General features: G+C 75.9%; 13 protein-coding genes and 1 pseudogene. 6 read left to right on the top strand and 8 right to left on the bottom strand.

The window, feature by feature from the left end:
- Nucleotides 1–16: 16 nt before the first annotated feature.
- The 4 genes and pseudogenes from LG379_RS05690 to LG379_RS05705 form a co-directional block, all read right to left on the bottom strand.
- Nucleotides 17–4198, bottom strand: coding sequence for an FtsK/SpoIIIE domain-containing protein (locus tag LG379_RS05690; RefSeq protein WP_225753621.1), 4182 nt, complete (start codon nt 4196–4198; stop codon nt 17–19).
- Nucleotides 4199–4294: 96 nt separating this feature from the next.
- Nucleotides 4295–6940 (bottom strand): ABC transporter permease, encoded by a 2646-nt coding sequence (locus LG379_RS05695; RefSeq protein WP_225753622.1) that lies wholly within the window; start codon nt 6938–6940, stop codon nt 4295–4297.
- A complete protein-coding gene (locus tag LG379_RS05700; RefSeq protein ID WP_370634439.1) occupies nt 6940–7755 on the bottom strand; it encodes an ABC transporter ATP-binding protein in 816 nt (271 codons plus the stop codon). The genes LG379_RS05695 and LG379_RS05700 overlap by 1 nt, the downstream gene beginning before the upstream one ends.
- A gap of 171 nt (nt 7756–7926) precedes the next feature.
- Nucleotides 7927–8052, bottom strand: a pseudogene (locus LG379_RS05705) (LuxR C-terminal-related transcriptional regulator); the annotation flags it as partial.
- Between the two features lie 76 nt (nt 8053–8128).
- Between LG379_RS05705 and LG379_RS05710 the strand changes: the two are divergent.
- A complete protein-coding gene (locus tag LG379_RS05710) occupies nt 8129–8269 on the top strand; it encodes a hypothetical protein (RefSeq protein WP_225753623.1) in 141 nt (46 codons plus the stop codon).
- A 1672-nt stretch (nt 8270–9941) separates the two neighbouring features.
- On the opposite strand, the gene LG379_RS05715 is transcribed toward LG379_RS05710, so the two are convergent.
- Both LG379_RS05715 and LG379_RS05720 read right to left on the bottom strand, forming a co-directional pair.
- Complete coding sequence (locus LG379_RS05715) at nt 9942–10673, bottom strand: response regulator (RefSeq protein WP_370634440.1); 732 nt, start codon at nt 10671–10673, stop codon at nt 9942–9944.
- Complete coding sequence (locus LG379_RS05720) at nt 10670–11920, bottom strand: sensor histidine kinase (protein WP_225753624.1); 1251 nt, start codon at nt 11918–11920, stop codon at nt 10670–10672. Before LG379_RS05720 ends, LG379_RS05715 begins: the two co-directional genes overlap by 4 nt.
- A 157-nt stretch (nt 11921–12077) precedes the next feature.
- Here LG379_RS05720 and LG379_RS05725 point away from each other — a divergent pair, with 157 nt between their 5' ends.
- A complete protein-coding gene (locus tag LG379_RS05725) occupies nt 12078–12761 on the top strand; it encodes a response regulator transcription factor (protein ID WP_225753625.1) in 684 nt (227 codons plus the stop codon).
- 12 nt (nt 12762–12773) lie between these two features.
- Nucleotides 12774–14123 (top strand): ATP-binding protein, encoded by a 1350-nt coding sequence (locus LG379_RS05730; RefSeq protein WP_225753626.1) that lies wholly within the window; start codon nt 12774–12776, stop codon nt 14121–14123.
- Nucleotides 14124–14133: 10 nt separating this feature from the next.
- On the opposite strand, the gene LG379_RS05735 is transcribed toward LG379_RS05730, so the two are convergent.
- Nucleotides 14134–14613, bottom strand: a complete 480-nt coding sequence (locus LG379_RS05735) for a GtrA family protein (RefSeq protein WP_225753627.1) — start codon at nt 14611–14613, stop codon at nt 14134–14136.
- A 314-nt stretch (nt 14614–14927) separates the two neighbouring features.
- Between LG379_RS05735 and LG379_RS05740 the strand changes: the two genes are divergently transcribed.
- The 3 genes from LG379_RS05740 (at nt 14928) to LG379_RS05750 (ending at nt 18096) form a co-directional block, all read left to right on the top strand.
- Nucleotides 14928–16091, top strand: a complete 1164-nt coding sequence (locus tag LG379_RS05740; RefSeq protein ID WP_225753628.1) for a 5-(carboxyamino)imidazole ribonucleotide synthase — start codon at nt 14928–14930, stop codon at nt 16089–16091.
- 45 nt (nt 16092–16136) lie between these two features.
- Entirely contained in the window at nt 16137–16673 is a 537-nt protein-coding gene (gene purE / locus LG379_RS05745; protein ID WP_225753629.1) for a 5-(carboxyamino)imidazole ribonucleotide mutase, read from the top strand.
- A 106-nt stretch (nt 16674–16779) separates the two neighbouring features.
- Nucleotides 16780–18096 (top strand): acyltransferase, encoded by a 1317-nt coding sequence (locus tag LG379_RS05750; RefSeq protein ID WP_225753630.1) that lies wholly within the window; start codon nt 16780–16782, stop codon nt 18094–18096.
- Here LG379_RS05750 and LG379_RS05755 read toward each other — a convergent pair.
- Complete coding sequence (locus tag LG379_RS05755) at nt 18003–18974, bottom strand: LCP family protein (protein WP_225753631.1); 972 nt, start codon at nt 18972–18974, stop codon at nt 18003–18005. The genes LG379_RS05750 and LG379_RS05755 overlap by 94 nt on opposite strands.
- Nucleotides 18975–19399: the final 425 nt, after the last annotated feature.

Raw genomic sequence — 19399 nt, forward strand, 5'->3', positions numbered from 1 at the left:
CACCGGCGGCGTCGCGTCACGCGAGTGCCACCTGCACCCGCGTCACCTGCCCCGCGACGACGAGCGCGCCGCGCCCCGGCCGGCGCGGGTGCAGAGGGTAGAGAGCCGGGGCGAGGTCGCAGCCGGCGACGTCGGCGGACCCGGCTGAGCCGGGGGCCAGGACGACCAGGGTCGCGCTCGCGCGCAGCAGGGCCAGGAGGCCCCGGTAGGCCGACGCGACGCGGTCGGTCCGCGCCGCGACGACGACGCACGGCACGCCGGGCCTGCCCTCCTCCGCGGCCTCGACCCACGAGGTCAGCACCTCCTCGACGGCCGGGCGGCGGCGCAGCAGGAGCTCCACGTCGTCGACCACGACGACCGCGGGCGCCCGGACGCGCGCAGCATCGAGGGGTGGGGCGGTGCCGGCGTGCCCGTGCGCGCCGATCACCGCGAGCACGTCGGCGGGGTCGTCGTGCACCGGGTGACCGGCGCGGCGCAGGCCCTGGACGACGGTCCGCAGGGTGGTGCTCCGACCGGAGGACGGCGGGCCCACGACGACGACCGCGGGCTGCAGGGGGAGCCGCACCGGGCGGGCGTCGTCACCGCCGACGCCCAGGAGCGGTCCGAGGGCGACGTGGTCGCGCGGGGCCGCGCCGAGCGGCGGCGGTGCCTGCGCGGTGACGAGCGACGGCGGCACCCCGGAAGGGGAGGCCACGTCCGCGAGCCGCACGACCGGCGGCAGAGGGACGATCCGCAGGGCCTCGGGTCGACAGGGGTCCGGACGCGCCGGGTGGGGCGGACGTGCCGGCAGCACGACCTGGCAGAGGCGCGGTGGGTGCGCGGCGCCGCCCGCCGGCGGAAGGTGCACGCCGCGCCCCGGTGGGCCGCCCGCGGACCAGAGGGTCCGCGGCACCCCCAGCGCGAGGGCGTCGTGCACGTCGTCCACGCGCAGCACGAGCCGCTCGGTGACGTGGCGGAGCAGCCCGTGCGCCTCGCCGGGCAGCGCGCTCACGGCGACGGCCACGCCGCACGCCCGGGCGTCCCGCAGGACCCGGTCCAGCAGCTCGGCTCCGGGGGCCCGCGGCAGGAGGTCGAGGGACCTGACCACGCCGGCCGCGTCGTCGATGCACAGCACCGTCGCCGACCCCTCGATGGTCCGTCGCCCCCCGTCCGCGCCGAGGTCTGCGTCGCCGGCCCCCGACGCGGCGGGAACGACCGGCCGGAGGAGGGTCGTGAGGAGGGTGAGCACCCGCGCCGGGTCGTCCGGCCCGACCACCGTGCCCAGACCCGGGTGCCCAGCCAGCGTCCTCCAGACCTCCGCCGACCCCGCCGTGACGACGTGGACCGCCGAGCCGCCCGCCAGAGCACCCGCCGCCACAGCGCGCAGCGTCGTCGTCCGCCCGGACCGGGCTCCGCCCACGACGGCGAGGTGCCCGCGGCGGTCCCAGCCGACGACGTCCCGTGCGCGCCGGTCCGGCAGGTCACGCACCACGAGCGGTAGGGCGGCGTCGCTCCCGGGCACAGGGCCGAGGCCTTCGAGGTCGTGGAGCTCGTCGTGACCCACCACGGCAGGCAGCGGCGGGAGCCACGGTGGTGCCGCCCGGTGGCCGCCCGCGGCGCGATGGGCCGCCGCCACCTCCCCGACGAGGGCGTCCACCACCTCGGCCGACGGCTCGCCGTGCCGCGGACCCCGCACGGGCGCATCGGGCCGGCGCCAGGGCGACCAGGTCGAGAACGGGTCCGCCGCGCGCACGGGGCCGGCCGGCAGCGCGTCGGGGAGCGGGGGCAGGGCCGCCCAGGCCGTCTGGACGAGGTCGGTGCCGGCGCCCGGTCGGCTGAGCACCGCGCGCCCGGGTGTCGCTGCCGTGATGGCGGCGGCGTCCGGCACCTCCACGACGTCGAGGGAGTCGGCGGGGTCGGTGACACGAAGGCACACCCGTAACGGGAGGTTGGCGCGCAGCTGCGCGTCGACGACACCGGACGGCCGCTGGGTGGCCAGCACGAGGTGGACGCCGAGGGAGCGCCCCTGCGTGGCGAGCCGCACCAGCGCCGGGACGAACTCGGGGAGGTCCTCGACGAGCGCACGGAACTCGTCGACGACCACCAGGAGGCGGGCGGGCGGTCGCGGGAGCTCCGCGAGGTCCGTGACGTCGGCCGCGGCGAGGAGCTCTTCGCGGCGCCGGAGCTCGGTGCGCAGTCCCTCGAGGGCGCGGGCCGCCGCCGCCGGCTCGAGGTCCGTGACCATCCCCGCGACGTGCGGCAGGTCCCGCGTCCGCCCGAACCCTGCGCCGCCCTTGTAGTCGAGCAGCACCATCGCGACCTCGTCGGGTGGGTGCGTGAGGGCGAGGGACAGGAGCAGCGACTGCAGGAGCTCGGACTTGCCCGCCCCGGTGGTGCCCGCGATGAGCAGGTGGGGGCCGTCGCGGACGAGGTCGACGTGGACGGTCCCGCGCCCGTCCGCGCCCACCGGCAGGGCGAGCGCTCGCCGCGGCCGCGGCATGGTCCAGGCCCGTCCCACGGCAGCCCGGTCCGTCGGCAGGCCGATGTCGGCGAGGCCGACCAGGGCCGGCAGCTCATCGTCCGCGGTGACCGCGCGCACGCGGCCCGGGCCGGGGGCGGCCGTCGCCGAGCCGTCCGCGGGGTAGCACGGTCCCGCGGCACAGCGTCGTGCGTGACGCTCGGCCCAGTCCTCACCGACGTGGCCGACCTGCACCGTCACCGCAGCGCCGTCAGATCCGCGCAGCACGGCATCGTCCCCGCCGCGGGAGACCTCGAGCACCCACGGGCACCACGCGGGCAGGTCCGACGCGTGCTCCTCCACGAGGAGCAGGGCGGCGCGCGGTGCACGGCGGTCGACCCACCAGCGGTGCAGTGCGGGGCGCCTCGCCGTGCCGTACGCGTCGAGCACCAGGACGCGCCCCTCGCACCCCGCCAGGACCGCCGTCGTCTGCGCGGCCGTGCGCGCCACCCGTGCACCCGGGCCTCCGGACAAGCGGGCGCCGGCCCAGCGCAGCCAGGCCCACCCGGGCCCGGGCGGCAGGAGGGCGGCCAGCGGCAGCGAGCGGTCCGCCACGGCGTCGGCGAGCAGCGCCCGGACCACGCCCGCGACGTGGTCCGCCGGCCCCACGACCGCGAGCCCGCCGTCCGCCGCGAAGGGCCACCACGGCGCCCGCTCCACGGGCCGCCCGGTCCTCCGGGTGCCGGAGAGCGTCCCGTCGACGAGGTACCGATCAGCGGCGTCCGTGCCCGTTGACGTGCCCGTGGACGTCCCCGTGTCCGTGCCCGTGCTCGTGCCGAGGACGATCCGCTCCCGCGCGGCGCGGACGGCTGCGGCCGCCGGATCGGTGAGGGCGCTCCCGGGCGCCGGAGGGCCCACGGGTCCGGCGGACCGCACCCGGTCGGCCGGGGGTCGATCCGTCGCGCCGGCCGCACCCGCCCCGCGGGCCCGCGCGCCGTCGTCCTCGCGGCGCTGGAGGAGCACGGCGAGTGGACCGACGAGGCCCATGACGAGGAAGGCGGGGCTGCGCAGCACCACGGCCAGGACGACGGACCCGACGAGCGGGACGACGACGCCCGGCTGGAGCACCGCGGTCCGCAGGGCCCGGCCGCGGGCCGCGAGCACCGGTCCCGGCGCGCCATCACCGCGGGCGGCGCTCCGACGGCGTCCACCGAGGCGTCGTCGCCACGTCGAACTGGGCGTCGGCTCGTCCGACCCGAGGCGCAGCTCGAGGGTGGACGGCCCGAGCGGGACCCGGTCACCCGGCCGGAGCCGGCGCGGTCGGCCGGTGCCGGTCCGGACCCACCACCGACGCCCCCGCACGCGTCCGGCTGCCCGGTGGGTGACCACCGGACCGGAGGCCGCGACCGCGCGCAGGTCGACGGTCGCGCCCGTCGTGCCGGGTGCGTGCACCTCCCCGGTGGTGGGTCCCGCCACGACGGCGAGGTGCCACGGTGCCCGCGCCGCCGCCTCGCAGCTGTCGACGTGGCGGGGGGCGGTCGTCACGGCGTCCGCCCCGGCGGTCCGGCTGAGGACGGCGCCCGCCACCCACGGCGGAGCCCCGGCTACGTGGTCGTCCGGCAGGACCCGCCCGTCCACCGTGAGGGCGGCGGCGCGCAGGTCCGGCCGGCCGGCGAGGCGTGCCAGCCCGTCCCGGCAGTGCCCGAGCGTGACGCCGTCGGGTACGACGACGTCCCCGCCGGGGTCCAGGGTGAAGCGCACCGGCGCAGCCTCCGGCCGGCGGCGCCCGCTCACGGCGACGGGCCCGCCGCGCCTGTGGACGCGTGACGGGCCCGACGGCACCGGGAGACCTGCGGCTCACTCCACGGCGAGCGCCCGGACCGGCGACGTGCGGGCCGCGGCCCGACCCGGCAGCACCGACGCCAGGAGGCCCGCGACGACCGCCGACACGAGGACAAGACCCAGGTGCAGCCAGGGGACCTCGTACGTCACCGGCCCGACGCTCCCCAGCACCGTGGCCGCACCGGCCCACCCGTACAGGAGACCCAGCACCGCGCCGACGGTCGCGCCGATCGCCGCGATGAGCACGCCCTCGACGGCCAGGGACCCGCGCAGCCTGCCCCGGGTGAGGCCCAGCGAACGCAGCGTCGCGGACTCGCGCCGCCGCTCGAGGACCGACAGGGACAGGGTGTTCGCCACGCCGATCACCGCGATCACGACCGCGGCGCCGAGCAGCCCGACGACGACGGCGAGGAACGCGTCGACGACCTGCTCGTACCGCACGCGCTCGAGCGCGGCACCGGAGACGATCACCGGGGTGTCCGACAGGGCGTCCTGGACGTCCGCGACCACGCGGGCCGGCGGGGCGTCGTCGGCGAACCGGACCCACGCCTCCGTCGGGGCGGCGACCCCGGCGACCGCCTCGAGCGTCGCCGGGGTGAGGAGGACGACCTCCGGGAGGTCCACCACGACGGCGCGCGCCACGACGACGTCGTCGGCCGCCGGAGACGCGCCCTCCGCGTCCGCCGCCGCTCCGACCTGCGCCGCCGCCTCGGGCGCCAGCCGCAGCTCGTCGCCGTCGGAGATCCCGACCGACGCCGCGAGACCCGACCCGATGATCACGGTGTCGTCGGTGAGCCCGGATGCCTCCTCGGACGCCCTCAGCACGGCCGTCAGCGCCGTCGGCTCGACGGCTGTCGCCTGCCACCCGAGCACCGACGCGCCCTCGGTGTCGCGCAGCTCGACGCCCCCGTGGGAGACCGCTGCGACGGCGTCGACGCCGTCCACGGCCCCGACCGTGGTGAGCACGCGCGGGTCGAGCGCACCCTGCGTCGACGACCCCGCGGCCACGGCGAGGTCGACGGGGTACTGCGCGTCGAGCTCGGCCGCGAGCGACGTCCGGGCACTGGCGGCCCCCGTGCTCATCATCGCGACGAGCGTCACCCCGATGAGCAGCGCCGAGCTCGTCGCGGCGGTCCGGCGCGGGTTGCGCACGGTGTTCGCCGCGGCGAGCCGGGCGGTCGGTCCCGCGCGGCCCAGGAGGCGTCCGGCGCCCCGTGCCACCGCCGGCGCCCACACGGCCGCGCCGACGAGCACGCCGACGAACGACACGGCACCGCCGAGCACACCCGCGGCGAGGGCGACCACGGGACCGATCTCCGCAGCCGCGAGGGCGGCACCGGTCAGCAGCAGACCGCCGCCGACGGCGAGCAGCGTCGCGAGCGCCAGGCGGGCACGACCGGCCCGGCGGCCCTCGACGGGGTCGACCGGACGCAGGGCGGCGAGGGGGGCGACCCGGGTGGCGGCGCGGGCGGGCGCCAGGGCCGCCGCGAGCGTCACCGCGGTCCCCACGAGCACCGGCACGAGCACCGCCGCGGGGGTCACCGTGATGACGTCGGGCAGGGGTACGTCGAGCCCGGCGGCGCCCACCACCGACAGGGTCACCTGCGTCAGCCCCAGGCCCACGAGCACGCCGACGACCGACGCGGTCAGCCCGAGGATCGCCGCCTCGACGAGGACGGAGCGGCGCACCTGGCCACGGTCTGCCCCGACGCAGCGGAGCAGCGCCAGGGTCCGCGTCCGCTGCGCGACGAGCACCTGAAAGGTGTTCGCGATGACGAGCGCCGCGACGAGCAGGGCCACCGCCGCGAAGGCGAGGACGACGGCGGTCAGCGCGTCCTCGCCGCCGGTCAGCTCGTTCACCGTCAGCGCCGCCTGCTCCTGCTTCGTGCGCACGACGACCCCCGGCGCCGCGTCGGCGAGGTCGGTCGCGACCGCGGTCGGGTCGCTCCCGGCCTCCACGACGACGACGGCGCTGCGGTACCCGGGCTCCTGGCCGACCGCGTCCGCCTCCTCGGCGAGCCATCCGCGTGCGTCCTCCGGGTGGACGACGACGGCGCCTGAGGACCCCGTGAAGCCTCCCGTCGGGTCCTCGGTGAGGCCGGTGACGGCGATCTCCTGGGTAAAGGTCGTCCACGATCCGGCGTCGCCATCCGCCGTGCCGCCGTCGTCCGGGGCGGCGGGCGCGTTCGTCGGCGTCCACACCTCGCGTGCGAGCGTCACGGTGTCGCCGACGCCCACCTGCAGGCGCTCGGCGAGCGGCGCGGGCAGCGCCACGCCCCCGGGCGCGTCGGGCAGGTCGCCCTCGACGAGCTCCTGGACCTCCAGGCGCGGGTGCGACGCGCGGACGGTCGCCTCCGGGTACACGTCCGCCGCCGCGCTGCTGAGCTGCACCCACAGCGGTGCGCGGCCGTCGAGGGCCTCGACGCCGGTGATCTCGGCCAGTCGCGCGACGTCGTCCTCCGACAGCTGCTCACCCTCGGCGCTGACGACGAGGTCGGCGTCGGCGTAGGAGGCGGAGACGGCGTCGTAGGTGGTCCGGGTCATGACCGCACCCGCGACGAGCGTCGCGGCGACGAACGCGGTGCCGATGACGATGGCGATGCCGGCCGCGGTGAGGCGGCCGAGGCTGAGGCGCATCTGCGCCAGGGTCAGGCGCAGCATCAGCGCACCGCCGCGTCGTCGAGCGGCCGCAGGGCGTCGAGGCTCGTCAGGACGGCGTCGGGCGTCGGGTCGGAGATGTCCCCGGCGATCCGGCCGTCGGCCAGGAGCAGGACGCGGTCGGCGTACGCGGCCGCCGTCGGGTCGTGCGTGACCATGATCACGGTGCTGCCGAGCTCACGGACGGAGCGGCGCAGGAAGCTCAGCACCTGGGCCCCCGCACGGGAGTCCAGGTTGCCGGTCGGCTCGTCCGCGAAGACGACCTCCGGCCGGTGCACGAGGGCGCGGGCGATGGCGACGCGCTGCTGCTGGCCGCCGGACAGCTCGGCCGGACGGTGGCTCAGCCGGTCCCGCAGCCCCAGGACGTCGACGAGGGTGTCGACCCAGGCGTGGTCCACGGGGGCGCCGGCCAGCTCCAGCGGGAGGAGGACGTTCTGCTCCGCCGTGAACATCGGCAGCAGGTTGAAGGACTGGAAGACGAACCCCACCCGGTCCCGCCGCAGGTGCGTCAGGGAGCGGTCGTCGAGGCCGGTCAGCTCGGTGAGCCCGAGGTGCACCGTGCCGGACGCCGCCGTGTCCAGTCCGGCGAGCAGGTGCATGAGCGTGGACTTGCCGGACCCCGACGGTCCCATGATCGCCGTGAAGGCGCCGCGCTCCACGTCGACGTCGACGGCATCGAGCGCGCGCACGGCGGCCTCGCCCTGGCCGTAGACCTTGGTCAGGGCGCGGGCCCGGACGGCGGTCCGGTCGGCGTCGGCGGGGGTGCCTGTCGGGCTGCCGGTCCGGCTGCTCGTGGCGGTGCTGGGCGGGTGGGTCACGGTCGCTCCTCGGTCGTGGCGGTACACCCCGACGCTAGGGACCGGCCGACCGCGGTCGCGTCCGGCAGGGGCATGGTCCGCGGGGCGCGGGCCTCCGCCCTGGGGTGGACCGGTCGGCGCCGTCCGCGACCCCGGGGGACGAGCGAGGGACGTCGTCGGTCGGAGGGCCGGTCAGGCGCCGGGGCGTACCAGGCCGCCCTCGTGCGCGGCGACGACGGCCTGCACCCGGTCCCGCACGCCCAGCCTCGCGAGCACGCGCCCGAGGTGCGCCTTGACGGTCGCCTCGGCGACGAAGGTGCCGCGTCGGGCGGAGGTGCGAGGTCGCCCGCCGCACGTCCGGGGTCGTGAAATGCCCTGTGGCAGCATGTGCGCCATGACGCGCGTTCTCCTGGCCGAGGATGACCCGGCGGAGCGTGTGGACGATCACGGTCCGCTCGTCGGAGGCTCCCAGGATGACCTGTCGGAGGAGCTGCACCACCCGCGTCGCACCATCGAGCAGCTCACAGGCGTCTGAGCCTCGTGAGAGAAGGCCGATCTCCCCGCAGCGAGACAGGACGGGGAACGGAGCCACCGGGTCGCACGCCGCGTCCACGAGGGGTCGGAGACGAGCCGGCCGCGCACGTCGTGGGAACCACGGACGACGTCCTGCGGCCCCGCGAGGAAAGCGTGGCTGACGACAGGAACTCGATGCGCTGGGGAGCGGGCCCTCGTTCGGGCTCCGCCGTACTCCCAGCCAGGGGGCTGGAGTCGTTGACCCCTCTCTGGCGCAGGAGCTGGCCCCTCGTCCTCGTCGCAACGCTGTCCGTCCTCTTCGTCACCTACCACGTGGCACAGCACCGTCCGCTGTCGCCGGTGGACGAACACGTGTATCTCGACTACCTGGAGAAGCTGCCCGAGCAGATCGTGGTCCGGCGCGGCGAGCCGATCGGCGACTACACCAAGCGCCAGATCGACTGCCGCGGGTTCATCTTCAGCCGAGCTGCCGATCCTGAGCGCTGCGGCGCGGAAACGGTCGGCGAACCCGCCTCCTACCCGCGGAACGGCCTCAGCGGCGTGGACATCTACAGCCCCGCCTACTTCGTCCTGACCTGGATGGCTGCACAGCCCTTCCGATGGATGGGCCTCGACCTGCTCACTGCGGCGCGGATGGCCGGCGCCCTGTGGCTTGCGACAGCGGGCGGCCTGACCTATCTCGCGGCCCGTCGCCTGACAGCGTCGCCCGTCGTCGCCCTCATACCGCCTGTCCTGATGATCTTCTCGCTCCCCGCCTGGTGGTCCACGACCTTCATCTCGACCGACGCCGCACTGCTCGTCAGCGGAGCGGCGCTTGCGCTCGGCGCCCTGAGGTTTCTCCAGGGTGTGGGCTCCGGACGGACGCTCGTGATCCTGAGTTCGCTGGGCGTCGCGCTGAAGTTCCAGAACGCGTTCGTGGTCCTCGCCGTAGCCGCCGGACTCCTGATCGCCCGACGCCTGCGAGCGCTGCCGGCCCCGCCGACCTCATCGCCAGCCGCGATCGCCCGCCGCGTGGCCAAGGATGGGGCACTCCCTTCGGCCATGCTTCTCGCCGCGCTGGCGACGCAGGTGATCTGGATGCTGGTCCGCTCGAGCATCGAACCTGTAGGTCCGTCGAACCCGTCTCCGAGTGATCCCTTGACACTCCGCGCCCTCAGCGACGAGGCCGTCCGGCCACTCACGCGACTCATGGACGGCTCGATCGGGCCGGAGCACATGAACGGCATCAGTGCGTTCCTTGCGGTGACCGGTGGCATCGTGGTCCTCGCCGGCGTGCTGGCCCACTCAGCGGACGCTTCGCGACGTCCTTCGCGCGCCCTCGCCCTAGGCGTCCTCGTCGCGGCCACCACGATGGGTCCAGCCGTCGCCATAGCGACCCATCTGGCTGAAGGCATCTACTTCCCCCTTCCGTCGCGATATTGGATGTCGCTCCTACCCCTGGCCCCTGACGATCGCGGTGCTCCACCTGGCCGAGAGCCGGCTGTGGCGGTGGGCACTGACGGCCTTCGCACTCCTGGCGGCTTTCTCCGCACCCCTCCTCGGGCAGTAGCCGCAGATCTACCGGAGCTCCCGCTGTCTTCGGTCCAGGACGAGTCACGGACGAGCACGCGGGAGCCACGAGGATGCCTCGTGGCGACAGGACGAGCGAGGGGCGTCGTCGGTCGGAGGGCCGGTCAGGCGCCGGGGCGTACCAGGCCGCTCTCGTACGCGGCCACGACGGCCTGCACCCGGTCCCGCACGCCCAGCTTCGCCAGCACGCGCCCGACGTGCGTCTTCACGGTCGCCTCGGCGACGAAGAGGTCACGACCGATCTCGGTGTTGGACCGACCGCGCGCCATGAGCACGAGCACCTCGCGCTCGCGGTCGGTGAGGTCGTCGAGACCGGGGTGCGGCGGGGCGTCGTCGGCGGGCAACGCGGTGACGAGGTGCTCCAGCAGGCGGCGCGTCGACGACGGCGCGATGACGGCGTCCCCGGCGTGGACGGTCCGGATCGCCGCGAGCATCTCCTCCGGCGGGGCGTCCTTGAGGAGGAACCCGCTCGCGCCGGCGCGGATGGCGGACAGGACGTACTCGTCCAGGTCGAAGGTCGTCAGGACGATGACACGGACGGGGGCGGGCGTGACGTCGCCCGCGGTCAGGCGCGCCGTCGCCTCGAGGCCGTCGACGTGCGGCATGCGCACGTCCATGAGGACCACGTCCACGGGCACCACGGCCAGGCGCCGCAGCGCCTCCGCGCCGTCGCCCGCCTCGACGACGACCTCGAGGTCCGGCTGCGAGTCGATGACCATGCGGAAGCCCGCACGGACGAGCTGCTGGTCGTCGACGAGCGCCACGCGCACCGGACCGCTCGCGGGCGCCTCGGGTGTGGCGCCGACCTGGCCGCTGGGGGTGGGCGGGGTGGTCACGTGATCGCCTCCTGGCGGGCCGGCACGGGGATCTCGGCGCGGACACGGTAGCCGCCACCGGGGCGCGGGCCGACGGCAAGGGTCCCGGACAGCATCACGGCGCGCTCCCGCATGCCGACGACGCCCTGCCCGCCACCGTCGGGCACGACGGCGGCTCCGCGGCCGTCGTCGGTGACCTCCAGCACGAGCGACTCCTCGCGCCACTGGAGCAGGACGGTGACCGTGACGTCAGGCCCCGCGTGCTTGAGGACGTTGGTGAGGGACTCCTGCGCGATCCGGTACACGGTCAGGCCCGTCCCGGGCGGCAGCGGCCGGGGCGTGCCGAGCCGCGCCAGCGACACGTCGGTCCCGCTCCCGCGGACCTGCTGGACCAGGGCCGCGATGTCCTCGACGCCGGGCTGCGGTGCGAGCCCGGCACGGGCGCCCGCCACGACCGGGGCGCCTGTGGCCGGCGTGCCGGCGTCCGCGCCGGTGCGCAGAACGCCCAGGAGACGCCGCATGTCGCCGAGCGCTGCCCGGCCCGTCTCGGCGATGGTCGCGAGGGAGCGCTGCGCCGCGCCGGGGTCGTGCTCGGCCGCGTACCTGCCACCGTCGGCCTGCGCGATGATCACGGACAGCGAGTGCGCGACGATGTCGTGCATCTCCCGCGCGATGCGTGCGCGCTCCGCGGCCGTGGCGATCTGCGCCTGCTGGTCGCGCTCGACCTCCAGCCGGGCGGCGCGGTCGACCAGGGCGTCGATGCGCTCCCGGCGGGCGCGGCGGACGAGGCCGTACGCGAAGACCGTCGAGGAGGTGAGCAGCACGAGGAAGGAGACGATCGCCGCGGCGGTGATGTCCTGGACGAACGGGCCGAGGTCCGAGACGAGCAGGACCCCCACGAGCCCCGCGCCGACGAGCGTGCCGCCGAACGCCGTCCGGTACGCCCAGACGGGGCCGTGCACGGTGACCGAGTACAGGGCGAGCAGGACGAGCAGGTCCGCCGGGAAGACGACGACGACGCCCAGCAGCAGGTGCACGAGGGCCGCGGAGAACACCACGGCGGCTGAGAGCGCGGGGCGGACGCGCCGCCACACGACGGCGATGCTCATGACGACGGCGGCGGCGATGGCGACGGGGCGGTTGTCGAGGACGCCGAGGAGGCCCGCGGACGCGGGGACCACGACCAGCAGGAGCCCGACGGCGGTGAGGGCGTCGACCGCGAGGCGGTGCTCCTCGTCCCACGCGGAGACGCGTTCCCACCAGCGCATGGTCGCCAGAGTAGGCCGCACGCGTCACCGCGACGTCAGCCCGGGGGCGGAGTCGGGACCGTCGCGGGTGCGACGGTGGACGGAGCCGCTGCCCCGTCGTCGTATCCGCCCGGCCACGTCCTCCTCGCCGGCGGCGCGCTGTGGCAGCATGTGCGCCATGACGCACGTTCTCTTGGCCGAGGATGACCCGGCCATTGCCGAGCCCTTGGCCCGGGCGCTGGGCCGCGAGGGCTACGACGTCGTCGTGCAAGGCACGGGTCAAGGGGCGATCGACGCGGCGCCGCAGGCGGACGTCGTCATCCTGGACCTCGGGCTGCCGGACATGGACGGTCTCGACGTCGCGCGGTGGATCCGCAGCCAGGGTCTGAGCACCCCCGTGCTCGTCCTCACCGCGCGGGCGGACGAGGTCGACCTCGTCGTCGGCCTCGACGCGGGCGCGGACGACTACGTGACCAAGCCGTTCCGCCTCGCGGAGCTGCTCGCCCGCGTCCGGGCGCTGCTGCGCCGGACCAACGCCGACGGCACCGAGGACGAGGAGCTCGTCGCGCAGGACGTCCGCATGGACCTGGCCGCGCACCGCGCCTTCCAGGGCGACCGCGAGCTGCACCTGACGGCCAAGGAGTTCGACCTCCTGCGGGTCCTGGTCAAGGAGGCCGGGTCGGTCGTCGGGCGCGACACCCTCATGCGCCAGGTCTGGGACTCGGACCCGACCGGCTCGACCAAGACCCTCGACATGCACGTGTCGTGGCTGCGCCGCAAGCTCGGCGACGACGCCAACGCGCCGCGGTACATCTCCACGGTGCGGGGCATGGGCTTCCGGTTCGAGACAGCCCGCGGCTGACGGCGGCCTGAGGTGCGCCGTCGCGTCGTCCAGGCGACCGTCGCCGCCGTCACCGTGGCGGTCGTCCTCCTCGGCATCCCGCTCGCCTTCTTCAGCGCCCAGCTGGTGCGGGACGGCGAGCTGCGGGACCTCGAGCAGCGGGCCGTCAACCTCGCGCGCGGGGTGGAGAACCGCCTGACTGCGGACCGGGAGATCACCGACGACCTGCTGGAGTTCTACGTCGGCGGCGGGGAGCGGGGGAGTCTTCCCGCGTCGGTGTCCGTCGTGACGCCGTCGGGCGAGCGGTTCCGCGCCGGCGAGCCGATCGAGGGCCGCGCGTACCCGGAGGTCGAGTACACCGAGTCCGGCGCCGTCGTGCTCCTCTCCCTGTCCTACTGGGACGTGTTCTGGCGCACCGCGCGCGCGGTGGCCCTCGTCGTCGTCGCGTCGGTGATCGCCGTCGCGGCGGGGGTCTCGGTCGCGCTCTGGCAGGCGCGCCGGCTCGCGGCGCCGCTGGTCTACCTCGCGGCGAGCGCCGAGCAGCTGGGCGCCGGCCAGGTCCGCCCGCGGCTGGAGCCCTCTGGCGTGGAGGAGATCGACCTCGTCGCCGCCGAGCTCGCCCGCTCCGCGGACCGCATGGCCGGGCGCCTCGCGGCGGAGCGGCAGTTCGCGTCCGACGCCTCGCACCAGCTCCGCACCCCGCTCACCGCCCTGTCGATGCGCCTCGAGGAGATCTCGCTGGCGACCGAGAAGGAGGAGATCCGGGAGGAGGCGCGCATCTCGCTCGAGCAGGTCGAGCGGCTCGTCACGGTCGTCGACGACCTCCTCACGCGCTCCCGGCGGGCGCAGGGCGGCACGACCGAGGCGGTGCACCTCCTCGACGTCGTGCGCCAGCAGGAGGAGGAGTGGGAGCGGCCGTTCCGCACCGCCCGGCGTCGCCTCGTCGTGGAGGTGCCCGACGACGTCGCGGTGCTCGCGACCCCCGGCGCGCTCGCGCAGGTGCTCGCGACGCTCCTGGAGAACTCCCTCGTGCACGGCGACGGGACGACGACCGTCCGGGCGCGGCCCGCGAACACGCAGGGCGCCGTCGTCATCGAGGTCGCCGACGAGGGCCCCGGGGTGCCGGACGAGATCGCCCCGCGCATCTTCGAGCGCGAGGTGACGTCCGGCCGCGGCACCGGGTTGGGGCTGGACGTCGCGCGGGACCTGGTCGCGGCCGACGGCGGCCGGCTCGAGCTCGCGCAGCGCCGTCCGCCGGTGTTCGCGATCTTCCTGTCCGCGGTGCCGCGGACGCTCGACCCGAACGTCGTGCTCCCGCGCGGTGCGCTGGTGCCGAGCGGCTCACGCGGCCGACGCCGTCGCCGCCGTGACCGCAACCGTTGACAGTGGCCGATCAGGCGCGCGCGGGGTCGCCGTCAGCCGCTGCCGCGGGTAGGTCGTGCGGCACCGGCGCCGCGGTGACGCCCGTGAAGACGAGGCGCCGGTACGCGACGTACCGGAACGCCGTGCCGAGGGCGAGCCCGACGACGTTCGCCGCGATGTTGTCCGCCAGGGGCGAGGTCAGACCGAGGACGTAGTGCGAGAACGCGAGGCAGCTCACCGCCACGAGCATCCCGCCGACGTTGACGACGGCGAACACCACGAGCTCGCGCCGCGGGGACTTCGTGCGGCGTGCTGAGAACGTCCAGTAGCGGTTGCCGAGCCAGGCCACCACGGTCGCGACCGCCACGGACAGCACCTTGGCGGTGATCGGCCGGTCCTCGAGGAGCTGGCCCGGGCCGTAGCGCAGGAGGTTGAAGAGGCCGACGTCGACGACGAACGCCACGGCACCCACCGAGCCGAAGCGTGCCAGCTCCAGGGCGCGGTTCCTCATGCCGACACCGTAGATGCCCGCCGCACCCCAGGCACCGCCACGCCCGCCCCCGCTGATCCTGAGACCGCCGCGCCCGCCTGCGTAGCCCCGCCACCCCCACTCCCGGCACCCCGCCCTCGCGTCCGCGCCCCAGCGGCCCTCGCTGCGGCACCGCCGTCGCCGTTATCGACCTCTCGGCGTTCCACGTCGCAGAAATGTCGAAGACGGCGATGCTCGGGACGGTGCGAGCGTGCGAGCGGACCGGGAGCGGGTGGTGAGAGCGGGCGGCGGACGCGGCCGGTGGGCGGGGGCGGGCGTTGTTACGCTCGGCGCTCGTGACGGCACCCGTGGTGGCAGTGATCGGCGGTGGGCAGCTCGCCCGCATGATGAGCCCCGCGGCGACGGCGCTCGGCGTCGGCCTCCGGGTGCTCGTGGAGGATGCCGGCACGGCGGCGGCGCAGGTCGTCGTCGACGCGCCCGTCGGTCACCCTGCGGAGGGATCGCCGGTCCTCGACCTCGTCACCGGTCCGCCGACCGCCGCGGTCCTCACCTTCGAGCACGAGCACGTCCCCGCCGACGTCCTCGCGCGGGTGGAGGCGCTGGGCGTGCCGGTGCGTCCCTCGGCCGAGGCGCTGCTCCACGCCCAGGACAAGATCGCCATGCGCCGTCGGCTGACCGCGCTCGGGGTGCCGTGCCCACGCTGGGCCGAGCTGCCCGACCGAGCCGCGCTCGAGGCGTTCCTCGCCGAGCTGGGGGGCGAGGCGGTCGTCAAGACGGCCCGCGGCGGCTACGACGGCAAGGGCGTCAGGGTGGTCCGCTCCGCCGACGACGTCGCGGACTGGTTCGAGGCCGCGGCCGACGGCGGCCCGGCGCTGCTCGCGGAGGAGAAGGTGCCGTTCGTGCGCGAGCTGGCCGTGCTCCTGGCGCGCCGCCCGTCGGGGGAGTGCCGGACGTGGCCGGTCGTGGAGACGGTGCAGCGGGACGGCGTGTGCGCCGAGGTCGTGGCCCCGGCGCCCGGGCTGGACCCGGCGGTGGAGGAGGCGGCCGTCGCCGCCGCGCTGCGTGTCGCCGAGGGCGTCGACGTCACGGGCGTGCTCGCCGTGGAGATGTTCGAGGTCGCGCCGACGGACGACGGCGAGCCGCGCGTCGTCGTCAACGAGCTCGCGATGCGCCCCCACAACTCCGGGCACTGGACGATCGACGGCTCGGTGACGAGCCAGTTCGAGCAGCACCTGCGCGCGGTCCTGGACCTGCCGCTGGGTGAGACCGCGGCGCGCGAGTCCTGGACGGTCATGGCGAACGTGCTGGGCAGCTCCCTGGAGCGGCTCACCGACGCCCTGCCGGAGGTGCTCGGGTCGGACCCGGCGGCCAAGGTGCACCTGTACGGCAAGGGCGTGCGGCCGGGACGCAAGCTCGGCCACGTCACGGTCAGCGGTGAGGACCTGGAGGACGTGCGCGCGCGGGCGACCGCCGCGGCCGCGCGGCTGCGCGGTGAGTGACCGACGCCCCGGCGGCCTGCCGGAGCCCGTGGAGAGGACGCGACGATGACGGAGCAGCCGCTGGTCGGGGTGGTGATGGGGTCGGACTCCGACTGGCCCGTCATGGAGGCCGCGGCCCAGGCCCTGGAGGAGTTCGCCGTGCCGCACGAGGTGGACGTCGTCTCCGCGCACCGGATGCCGCAGGACATGGTCGACTACGGGCGCACCGCCGTCTCCCGCGGCCTGCGGGTGCTCGTCGCCGGCGCCGGGGGTGCCGCGCACCTGCCGGGGATGCTCGCGGCCGTGACGCCGCTGCCCGTCATCGGCGTGCCCGTGCCGCTCGCGCACCTGGACGGCATGGACTCCCTGCTGTCCATCGTCCAGATGCCCGCCGGCGTGCCGGTCGCCACGGTGTCCGTCGGCGGGGCGCGCAACGCCGGCCTGCTCGCCGTGCGCATCCTCGCGGCCTCCGACGCCGCGCTCGGCGAGCGGCTGCGCGCCGACATGGTCCGGTTCCAGGAGGACCTGCGCGCCCAGGCCCAGGCGAAGGGGGAGCGGCTGCGGGCGCGGCGTCGCGGGACGGGCACGGGCTTCAGCGTCTGAGAGGTCCACCCCTGCTCGGGAGGACGCCTCTGCGGTGAGCCGTGGCCGGCCGCCGGGGCCGGGCGCTGGGCGGGCGTGATCATCGCTCCTCGCTTATGGTCACGGAATGGTAACGACGCGCCCCTCTGCTCTCGGCGCGCCCGGGCGGACCGCCCAGGGCGCCGGGAAGGTCCGGCCCGCCGACACCCGCACACCCACGGACGGGCGGAGCACCGCGGCGCCGTCGTCGGCCGGCGGGACGAGCGGGGGCACGGGCGGGACGGGCGCGCGCGACCGGATGTACGCCCTGGACGGGCTCCGCTTCGCGGCCGCCGCCGGGGTCGTGCTGTACCACTTCACCGCACGGTGGCACCGGGGCTGGGGCGAGGCGCCCGGTGAGGTCTTCCCCGTGCTGGGGCACGTGGCGACCTACTTCGCGCTGGCGCCGGAGCTGTTCTTCGTGGTCTCGGGGTTCGTGATCCTCTGGACCGCGTGGGGCCGGTCCGTCCCCGCGGTCGCGGCGTCCCGCCTGGCCCGCATCTACCCGGCGTACTGGGCGGCGCTCGCGCTGACGAGCGGGCTGCTCATGTTCCTGTGGCGGGACGGCAAGCAGATCTCGTGGGGCGAGGTCGCGGTCAACGCGACGCTGCTGCAGGAGGTCCTCGGCGTGCGGCACGTCGACGGCGTGTACTGGACGCTGTGGGTCGAGCTCCGGTTCTACCTGCTCATCGTGCTGCTCGTCGCGATCGGCCTGACCCGCAACCGCGTGCTGGCGTTCGCCGGGCTGTGGCCGGCCGCCGCCGTGCTGGTGGGCTGGGCCGACGTCCCCGTGCTCGACACGCTGCTCATCAGCCAGTACGCGCCGCTCTTCGCCGGCGGGATGCTCCTGTACCTCCTGTACCGCGACGGGCACGCGCGGCTGCCGTGGGTGCTCCTGGCCGGCAACGTCGTCCTCGCGGTGCACACCGTCGTCCCGGCGCAGATGCGCTCGCTGAGCAAGAACACCGTGTTCGAGCCGAACCCGTGGATCCTCGCCGCCGTGACCGTCGGGTGCTTCGTCGCGGTCGGGGCGGTCGCGCTGACGCGCCTCAAGCGGATCTCGTGGGCGCCGCTGGCGGCACTCGGCGCGCTGACGTACCCGCTGTACCTCGTGCACGAGTTCTGGGGCTGGTGGGCGATCGACCGGCTGTCCCCGGTGCTGCCGCCGTGGGTCGTGCTGGGCGTCGCGATCACGCTCGTCGTCGCGCTCGCGGCGGCGCTGCACCACGCGATCGAGAAGCCCACGACGCCGCGGGTCCGGCGGTGGCTCGAGCGGACGCTGACTGCGTGGGCCGCGGCCCGCGCGGCGGGTCAGGCGCCCGGCACCCCGCCGACGACGCCGGGCGGCAGCGACCCGTCCCGGATCCCGGCCCAGAGCTCCGCGTTGCGCGCGTCGTCGAGCTGAACCGCCGAGCCCACGCCGCCGGGCCGGTAGTCCAGGCTCAGCAACCACGGCGTCCCGGTGATGCCCTCCGGCCCCGTGGCGCTGCGGAAGGCGAGCGCGAGGCGGCCGAGGTCGACGATCCCGGTGCCCTCGGACGTGGTCAGCGCGTCGGTGCCCGCGCGGACGAGGGAGACCTGCTTGCCCGGTGAGACGAGCACGCCGGGGTCGGTGACCGCGCCCGTGATCGCGCCGATGACCTGCTGCTGCCGCTGGGTCCGTCCGATGTCGCCGTTGGGGTCGGCGTAGCGCATGCGCGAGAAGGCCAGCGCGGTGCTGCCGTCCACGACCTGGCAACCCGGCTGCTCCCAGACCAGGCCGCTCAGCTCGTCGTAGACCGGGTAGTCCAGGCACAGCTCCACGCCGCCGACCGCGTCCACGACCCCCTCGACACCCGTGAACCCGACCTCGACGTAGTGGTCCACCGTCAGGCCGGTCATCTGCTCGACGGTGCGCACCAGCAGCGCGGGACCGCCCCACGAGAAGGCCGCGTTGAGCTTGTTCGCCCCGTTGTCCGGGATCTCGACGTAGGCGTCACGCGGCAGGCTGATGAGGGCCGCGGGACCGGACGCCGGGTCGTGCAGCAGCATGATCGTGTCCGTGCGGGCACCCTCGGTGCCGTCCTCGATGCCCGCATCGGCCCGCGAGTCCGACCCGGCCAGCAGGTACGTGACCCCCGGCGTGTCCGGGGCGCCGGAGAGCGCCTCGACGTGGGCGATCCGTCCGTCGGCCCAGAGGGCCAGCCCGATCGGCCAGGCCAGGAGCAGGACGACGACGATCGCGACCACGGCGGCGAACGGACGACGACGTCGCCGTCGGCGCGGGGGTGGTCCCGCGGGCACGGCGGTACCGGCTGGACCGCGCGGCGTCGTCGGACCGGCGGGGCGGGCGCCGGCCGCACCTCCGGCCACAGGCCGTGCACCGCTCGCCGCACGTGGCTGCGGTCGGGACCCGGGTGCGACGGTCGGCGGGAGGCCCTGCCGCCCGGGGCCTGCTGCGCAGCCCCGGCCGGTCGGGCGGTGGCGGCCGGGGGCGTGGACGGGCGGGGTGCTGCCGGTCGGGAGGCGGGCGATCGGCCTGCGCTCGTCGGAGCGCCGTCGCCGACGACGATCGGGTCGCCGGCGTCGCTGCGCGGGGACCGGGCAGCGCGCGGTGCGAACGACGGCGGTGTGGCGCCGCTGCGGGGCCGGGGCGTCGCCTGGTCCTCGGGCCGGATGCTCCGGCGGGGCGGCGGCGTGCGGTCGCCGCCGTTCTTCTCCGGTGCCAC

The organism is Actinotalea sp. Marseille-Q4924 (genome assembly GCF_916618755.1).
Classification (GTDB): Bacteria; Actinomycetota; Actinomycetes; order Actinomycetales; family Cellulomonadaceae; genus Actinotalea.